Source organism: Streptococcus pseudopneumoniae (genome assembly GCF_038148935.1).
In the GTDB taxonomy this organism is placed as follows: Bacteria; Bacillota; Bacilli; order Lactobacillales; family Streptococcaceae; genus Streptococcus; species Streptococcus pseudopneumoniae_U.
The window spans coordinates 18564-27112 of the sequence record NZ_JBBJZX010000019.1; the positions used below are offsets into that span (position 1 = coordinate 18564).

General features: G+C 38.8%; 8 protein-coding genes. All 8 read left to right on the plus strand.

Features of this window, described 5'->3' with window-relative positions:
- Positions 1–66 precede the first annotated feature (66 nt).
- A complete protein-coding gene (locus tag WKI42_RS03500; protein ID WP_368081192.1) occupies positions 67–936 on the plus strand; it encodes an ROK family protein in 870 nt (289 codons plus the stop codon).
- Entirely contained in the window at positions 930–2810 is a 1881-nt protein-coding gene (locus WKI42_RS03505) for a beta-N-acetylhexosaminidase (RefSeq protein WP_368081193.1), read from the plus strand. The genes WKI42_RS03500 and WKI42_RS03505 overlap by 7 nt, the downstream gene beginning before the upstream one ends.
- A gap of 263 nt (positions 2811–3073) precedes the next feature.
- On the plus strand, positions 3074–3436 hold the full coding sequence (locus tag WKI42_RS03510; RefSeq protein ID WP_368081198.1) for an IS1096 element passenger TnpR family protein: 363 nt from the start codon (positions 3074–3076) through the stop codon (positions 3434–3436).
- Between the two features lie 494 nt (positions 3437–3930).
- Entirely contained in the window at positions 3931–4446 is a 516-nt protein-coding gene (locus tag WKI42_RS03515) for a hypothetical protein (RefSeq protein ID WP_368081194.1), read from the plus strand.
- A 341-nt stretch (positions 4447–4787) separates the two neighbouring features.
- The gene (locus WKI42_RS03520) at positions 4788–5375 is read left to right on the plus strand and encodes a hypothetical protein (RefSeq protein ID WP_368081195.1); all 588 of its coding nucleotides are present in this window, start codon (positions 4788–4790) and stop codon (positions 5373–5375) included.
- A 14-nt stretch (positions 5376–5389) separates the two neighbouring features.
- A complete protein-coding gene (locus tag WKI42_RS03525; protein WP_368081196.1) occupies positions 5390–5734 on the plus strand; it encodes a hypothetical protein in 345 nt (114 codons plus the stop codon).
- Positions 5734–6168 (plus strand): protein-export chaperone SecB, encoded by a 435-nt coding sequence (locus WKI42_RS03530; protein ID WP_172922437.1) that lies wholly within the window; start codon positions 5734–5736, stop codon positions 6166–6168. Before WKI42_RS03525 ends, WKI42_RS03530 begins: the two co-directional genes overlap by 1 nt.
- A gap of 542 nt (positions 6169–6710) precedes the next feature.
- On the plus strand, positions 6711–8549 hold a 1839-nt coding region (locus WKI42_RS03535; protein ID WP_368081197.1), incomplete at its 3' end, for a YSIRK-type signal peptide-containing protein.

Here is an 8549-nt window from a genome sequence, read left to right on the forward strand (position 1 = left end):
AAAAAGAAAGGAGGGGCGAAAAGGTAAGAACTAACTGCTGATTTGCCCCTTTTTATGGTAAAAACAATGACCATTGCAACGATTGATATCGGAGGGACTGGGATTAAGTTTGCCAGTCTGACTCCTGATGGGAAAATATTGAATAAGACAAGCATTCCAACGCCTGAAAACCTGGAGGATTTATTAGCTTGGCTAGACCAGCGCTTGTCAGAACAGGATTATAGCGGGATTGCTATGAGCGTTCCAGGTGCGGTCAATCAAGAGACAGGTGTGATTGATGGCTTCAGTGCGGTGCCCTACATTCACGGATTTTCTTGGTATGAGGCGCTTGCTCATCATCAACTACCTGTCCATCTGGAAAATGATGCCAACTGCGTTGGACTCAGTGAATTACTGGCTCATCCAGAGCTTGAAAATGCAGCCTGTGTCGTGATTGGGACAGGGATTGGCGGAGCTATGATTATCAATGGCAGACTGCACCGAGGTCGCCACGGCTTGGGTGGAGAATTTGGCTACATGACCACCCTTGCCCCTGCTGAAAAGCTCAACAACTGGTCGCAATTAGCGTCAACTGGAAATATGGTGCGATACGTGATTGAAAAATCTGGTCAGACTGACTGGGACGGTCGCAAGATTTACCAAGAAGCTAAAGAAGGTAATACCCTTTGTCAAGAAGCTATTGAGCGCATGAATCGTAATCTGGCGCAAGGCTTGCTCAATATTCAGTATCTGATCGACCCAGATGTCATCAGTCTGGGAGGCTCTATCAGTCAAAATCCAGATTTTATTCAAGGTGTCAAGAAGGCTGTAGATGACTTTGTTGATACCTACGAAGAATACACGGTCGCACCCGTTATCCAAGCCTGCACCTATCATGCAGATGCTAATCTTTACGGTGCCCTTGTTAACTGGCTACAGGAGGAAAACCAATGGTAAGATTTACAGGACTCAGTCCCAAACAAGCGCAAGCTATTGAAATATTAAAAAAGCACATTTCTCTACCAGATGTTGAGGTGTTAGTCACTCAGTCTGATCAAGCTTCTATCTCTATCAAGGGTGAGGATCGTTACTATCAATTGACCTACCGCAAACCTCACCAACTTTATCGTGCCTTGTCCTTGTTGGCAACAGCTCTAGTAGAAGGTGATAAAGTAGAGATTGAGGAACAAGTAGCTTACGAAGATTTAGCCTATATGGCTGACTGTTCGCGCAATGCGGTGCTGAATGTCGCTTCTGCCAAGCAGATGATTGAACTCTTAGCTCTCATGGGCTATTCAACCTTTGAACTTTACATGGAAGACACTTACCAGATTGAAGGGCAGCCTTACTTTGGCTATTTCCGTGGAGCCTACTCAGCTGAGGAGTTGCAGGAAATAGAAGCCTATGCCCAGCAGTTTGACATGACCTTTGTGCCATGTATTCAGACCTTGGCTCACTTGTCAGCCTTTGTTAAATGGGGTGTCAAGGAAGTGCAGGAGCTCCGTGATGTAGAGGACATTCTCCTCATTGGCGAAGAAAAGGTTTATGACCTGATTGATGGCATGTTTGCCACCCTGTCTAAGCTACAAACTCGCAAGGTCAATATCGGGATGGACGAAGCCCACTTGGTTGGTTTGGGACGCTACTTGATTCTGAACGGTGTTGTGGACCGTAGTCTCCTTATGTGCCAACACTTGGAGCGCGTGCTGGATATTGCTGACAAGTATGGTTTCCACTGCCAGATGTGGAGCGATATGTTCTTCAAGCTCATGTCAGCGGATGGCCAGTACGATCGTGATGTGGAAATTCCAGAAGAAACTCGTGTCTACCTAGACCGTCTCAAAGACCGTGTGACCTTGGTTTACTGGGATTATTACCAGGATAGCGAGGAAAAATACAACCGTAATTTCCGCAACCATCACAAGATTAGCCATGACCTTGCCTTTGCAGGTGGAGCTTGGAAGTGGATTGGCTTTACACCTCACAACCATTTCAGCCGTCTAGTAGCTATTGAGGCTAATAAAGCCTGCCGTGCTAATCAGATTAAAGAAGTCATTGTGACGGGTTGGGGGGACAATGGTGGGGAAACAGCCCAGTTTTCTATCCTACCAAGTCTGCAAATCTGGGCAGAACTCAGCTACCGCAATGACCTAGACCGTTTGTCTGCTCATTTCCAGACCAATACAGGTCTATCGGTTGAAGATTTTATGCAGATTGACCTTGCCAACCTCTTGCCAGATTTGCCGGACAATCTCAGTGGCATCAATCCCAACCGCTATGTCTTTTATCAGGATGTTCTCTGTCCGATCCTTGACCGACACATGACACCTGAACAGGATAAGCCACACTTCGCTCAGGCTGCTGAGACGCTTGCTGATATTAAAGAAAAAGCAGGGAACTATGCTTACCTCTTTGAAACTCAGGCCCAGTTGAACCAAATTTTAAGTAGCAAAGTCGATGTGGGACGACGCATTCGTCAGTCCTACCAAGAAGGTGATAAAGAAAGCCTGCAAGAAATCGCAAGACAAGAATTACCAGAACTCAGAAGCCAAATCGAAGACTTCCATGCCCTCTTTAGCCATCAATGGTTGAAGGAAAACAAGGTCTTTGGCTTGGATACGGTTGACATCCGCATGGGTGGACTATTGCAACGCATTAAGCGAGCAGAAAGTCGCATCGAGGCTTATCTGGCTGGTCAACTTGACCGTATCGATGAGCTAGAAGTGGAAATCTTACCATTTACTGATTTCTACGCAGACAAGGACTTCGCAGCCACAACAGCCAACCAGTGGCATACCATTGCGACAGCTTCAACGATTTATACAACTTAAAAACAAGAACACCTTGCCTGGCGCAGGGTGTTTCGCGTGAAACAGAAGAATTGTCTAGTTTTAAATACCATAGTTAGATAAACTTATGTTAAAATAGCTGAAAGGGAATGTTTCCTAAGAGCAATCCTATTGATTCGCTATTGGAGGTATTGTGGTACACTTAAAATTAGTAAAAAAAAGAAATAGAGGCTGAAAAGCCAGCATCTGTAGAAGCTTGGATCATTTCCGTCAAATTTAAAAAAGGTTGCTATCGACATATACAGATTCCAAAAACAAAAACGTTAGCGGAACTAGTAGATGTTATTTTATGGAGTTTTGATTTTGAAAACGATCATGCTCATGCATTTTTCATGGATAACCTTTTTTGGAGTCATGCAGATTCTTACTTTCTTAGCTTTGTCAGTGACGATGTTGAAGAACGTTACACGGAAAATGTCTATCTGGATATCCTAAGTGTCAAACAAAAATTTAAGTTTATTTTCGACTTCGGTGATGAATGGCGTTTTGAATGCCAAGTGCTGAGAGAAATCGAGACAGAGGGAGAAGAAGCTTATCTCGTACGTTCGGTTGGAACGCCGCCAGAACAATATCCAGATTATGATAGTTTTTACGATGAAGAATGGTAAAATTGCTTATTAAGCAATCTAAAAACAATTGGAAACAGTCTGTGTAGGCTTGGTATTTCAATTGTTTTTCGTTATGGTTTCAGATAAGAGAGCTTTTTTAAGTTTGTTGAGTGTGTAGCTAATACGTATCAAGTCTGGTAGATTGAGAAAACTTGACAAAAAAGTAGATAGTGCTAGAATAACATTAACGAAAGACATTTGAGGGCAGAAAGGTTCCTGTCGCACCTTGAAAAAGGTATCTGAGATGCTGGATACACCGACCAGCTAAGTGTCCGTTATTTCAAAGGAGGGGCTTAAATGCTCTTTTTTTATTTGACAAAATTCAAAAAATGTGTGAGAATAAGGAGAATTGAAAACAGGAAAACTCACCTCCTTTCGATTCGTCTAGCCTTTTCGTGAGGCAATGAGGGGGCGGAGAGACGCGCTCGTTAACAGAAGTATCTCATTGGAAATGTTGCTCACTTTTTAGTGAGCTTTTTATCTAGGGAATAGGAATGAAAAGTAAGAAGTTAAAATTAGGTCAAATCGATTTAAAAATGTGCAAGGACTATGACCTTATCCAAGCAATGGATTATGATTTTAAGACGAAGGAAGTAATGAATAAAGGGAGGAGATTTGCGGTAACTGTTGTCAAAATACAGGGACTAACTTTCTTGATTCCATTTAGAAGTTACATTCCTAAAAAGTATCAATTGAAGTATAAGCTTAGAAATTCAGCAAAAGAAGGATATGTTGAAGGATTAGATATTGGTAAAACCTTGATTTTAGAAGATGAAAGTTATTTGCTAAATACTACTTTTCGCCTTCGGAAAGTCGAAGATTATTATAAAGTAATGGACAATGATAGAGCTATAATCAATAAGTTAGTGAAAGCTATTATAGACTATAACCGTGCTTTAGAAATGAACGATAGAAACAAACTTGAAGATCCTAAACGCTTTAAATTCTCAACATTCCAGAATTATTCTACTAGATTAAGAGTCATAACAGAAAAAGACTATTTAGAATAGATAATGTTTCCGCAGGCTTAGGCTTGTGTTTTTTTATAGTAGATTGAAATAAGATTTGAACAAATTGATTAGGAAAGTCAAATTAATTTCTAGAAATGTTTTAGTAGTCGTAGTGTACTGTTCTAGTTCCAATCCACTCTATTCTTCAAAAAAGCCCGATTTTATGGGGTTTTAATTCTGATAAAATCCGATAATTTCGGCATGATAAGGTGAGGTAGTTATTGTCTTAATGCTCAGTTACGTTCTGGAAATCGCTAGAATTTTTTCAAAAAAGCCCGTAATAGTTGAATTATCTAAGCTTTAACAGTATAATTAAGCTAGTAGCTTCATCAGGAGGTTCTATGCTACAATATAGTGGGTGGCACGGCACCACCAATAAAAGAAAAGAAAAGATTCTATCTGCTGGGTTTTCTTATGAGAAATATAAACCTGGTATTCATAAACAGAGACATCCGAACGACTTGGGTAATGGTATTTACTTTTTTCTACCTTTTAACAAAGATACTGGTAAAACGATTGCTTCTGCTTATGTAGCAAAGTATAAGTCATTTGAACTAAGCAAACCCGGGGTTAGGCCTGAGTTAATTAATGCTAAAATCATCCTAAGCTCTATGAACCATATTTTTATGTTGGATGACCCAGCAAACCAAAGGTTATTAGAGGAATATCGACAAGAGGCATATACTCAAATTGAACGTGAGATTACAGATATTTCAGATAGCGGAGCCAAAAATAGAGCTACTCTTCTTAACCAAAATCAAGGATTAATTATTGAGCTGTTGCTTGATTTAGCGTCTCAGCATGGGAAGAATTATGAAGCAGTGCAGTCCAAAACATATACTGCTATTCCATTTTTACCAGTAATTGACGGAAAGAATGGAGAAGAAATCTGTATCCGTGATTTAAATTGTATTACAAACATTTTATAAATAAGGAGGCTTTTATGAGTTTATTGTCAAACTTTTTAGGAACTGAAGAATTTTCTTTGATGGATTCTCCAATGTTCCAAGAATTAGTTGAAAATATTAAGGCCAACAAAATTTATTCAGTAAACAATGAATTTGATTGTGATTTGAATATATCAGGAAGTCTTAAAAAATATAAAGATGAAATCCATTTTACTTCTCAATTAAATAATCAAAAAGAGTTTTATGATTTGAATTCTATAACTAAAGTAAATGCAATGCCTAAATATAATATAAAAAACAAGAAGTCATGTTTTTCATATTTACCAATAGATTCTGAAAACTTAATTACAACAAAAGAAAATAGTGAGGTGGCAGCTTAATGTCCTCTTTACAATTTAAAGATTATTTTTTAAATGAAGTATCATATCGAAGAAATCCTAGTTTTGACCAAACAAATAGTACTATTAATTTACATCCTGAATTGTCTGCACAGATTTTAATAAGAAAATCAGAAAACCTTGCTTATGTTAACTTGATAACAAAGCAAGGAAATATAGATTCAGATGATTCTGCTTTTGAGCTTATTGTAGATATTGTTGGAGAATTTTCATTTATATATGACGATACAGAATTTGATATTGATTTTGAAACTTTTCTTAAAGAGAATGGCTTAGCAATTCTTTGGTCCTATATTCGGCCTATCGTATCTGATATGATTACTCGGGGTAATGAGTTCCCCAACTTCATATTGCCTGTCGTTAACATTAAAAAAATGCTTGAAGACAAAGATTCTATCAAGTTAACATACGAATAAAAACAGTGTATGTATTTTTCAAAGCTCCAATGAAATGCTTTCACATTTAAAAGGTATTCGGAGAACTATAAATCAAAATTGTGATAAAAATAAATAGGATCAAAGAGTTTTGTATGATAGTAGTTTCAATTTAAACTCTACCTTCTTCGAGACTCAGCTATCAATGAAAATCACCAGAAGGGCAGTATTTTAAGGCTCTTCTGGTGGTTTTTGAATTGTTTGGTTAGTGTGAGATATGAATAATTTGGGGTTTAATACTCTTCGAAAATCTCTTCAAACCACGTCAGCTTTATCTTGCCGTGGATATGTTGGGTCTGGCTAAAGAACCAATCGTAGGAGAAAATGAAGTCAATCTTCTCTTCTCATAATAAACCGCATCATATCAAGCTGAGTTCACAATGTTTGATTTATAAAATAAAAAAGAGTATAATAAGTTAAGCCAGTCTAAAATTTACATAAAAATTTTAGGGGGGGGGGGCTTTTTATTTGCCCTTCTTAATATATATCAACAGATAATCATCGCAAAAGGAGTAAGATTATATATGTTTTATAAAGGTAGCGAAGATAGAGAAAAACGCTTGCGGTTTTCGATTCGTAAGGTTAGTTTTGGTGCTGCATCGGTAGCGGTGGCAACGCTCTATCTTTTTATGGGGAGCGGAGTTGTATCTGCTGCTGAAAAAGATTTTGGAGATAGAGGAGTGCACCAAGTAGAAGGACCTGACTCAAGGAGTAATTCAGATAAGATAGAGCATTCTCAAGGAAATTCTAATCAAGAAAATTTGGATCATTCTGATAGTACAAATGTAGTAAATGAGAAGGCTAGTAGTGCTGAAGGAATTGAAGGTGGAGCAACTGGAGCTGTTACTACTTCTAAAGATACAAATCCAGTTTCAGATAGAGTTCAAGATGGAACAGATTCTCAAGAACAATCTGTCTCTGATACTACTCCATCCAACTCCTTAGAAGATAAACCTAAGAAGAGGCCGCGCCGAGACCTTTCAACATCTTCTGAACAAACTGACGATCCTGCTGCGAATCAAGTTTTTGAAGCGCCGAATGAGAATGAAAATGTAGACGGACTGCTGGCTAAGCTAGTGAACTTATCTGATACAATTAACAACGAAACAAAACTTGCAGATATAGATAAGGTTGCGGCAACCAAGGGTATAGCCCCGGGTGCAGTAAAAGAATTAAATGAGTTCGGAGGGTGGAAGGCTGTAATAGATTCAGACGGACAGGGGAGGTTTGCTGTTGCAAGAAAAACAGTAGACGGTGTCTTTCCGATTGAGACAGTGAATACTGTAAAAAAAAATCTGTATACAAATACCACATGGACTTTAGAATCTGTCGTAGATCGTGGAAATGACCATGTCTTGCTTTTATCAGAAGTAAGAACTGAAAAAACTAGAGATCAAGAAGTATTTGACAAAACAAAGTATATAGAAAATGGTGAAGGAGACATAGTTGCTAGAGGCTTAAAAGGTTATAATGGAATAGAAAAAACATTTAAAGCTTTTTCTCCTACTACTGGATCAACTACAAAAGTTTCGTTCAAGACTGGATATACAGGTGATATAGGGGGTCGTAAAGCCAAGTATAAGGTTGAAGTGTTGGGGCGAACTAACGAGAATAGCCCACTTACCAAGCTTTATAGTGTTACTTTTGATCCTTCAGCGGACAAAAAAGATGCTAATATGCAAGTGATTGCGGCCAGAGATGGAAATTCTCAACGTTTTGATACTCCTAGAGGTTCCACAACTCCAGACACTCTAAACAAGAAACTAGCTGATAGGCGCTACAGTCCCAACGGAAGGACAGGTACGTTTACAAGTAAAGATATTGAGATTCCTGTCGGATACACTGAATATACTGTGCGTATCAGTTCTGCGGATAATACTCATTTGGGTATGGGATACCAAATTCCGTGGAAGCACTATGCTTTACCTATCGCTGGATTAGAATTTAGCATAACTCAGGATACTAAAAAAGCAGCTAAAGCGTTGTTGACTAAGACGTATGATAAATTAAAAGAACAATTAGATGACGATACTAAGTGGTCAACGCCAGAAACCAAAGCAGTCTATGAGGCAAAATTGCAAAAAATTAAAGATGCACTGAATTCTGACACTAGTACTACAGCTAGCTACAAAACAGTAGCAGAAGATGCTGTAGCGCAGCAGAAAAAGTTGAACGAAGAGGTGCAAATTAAAAAGAAAGCAAACGATGCTGTAACTGCTAAGTTGACTGAAAAAGAGCAAAGTATTGAAGATAATGGTCACTTGTCGCCAACTGAAAAGTCTAGGGCTAAGGAGCAGGCAAAAGAGGAAGCTAGAAAAGCGAACCGTGCTATTGCAGGTGCTGGTTCTCAAACAGCTGTCACA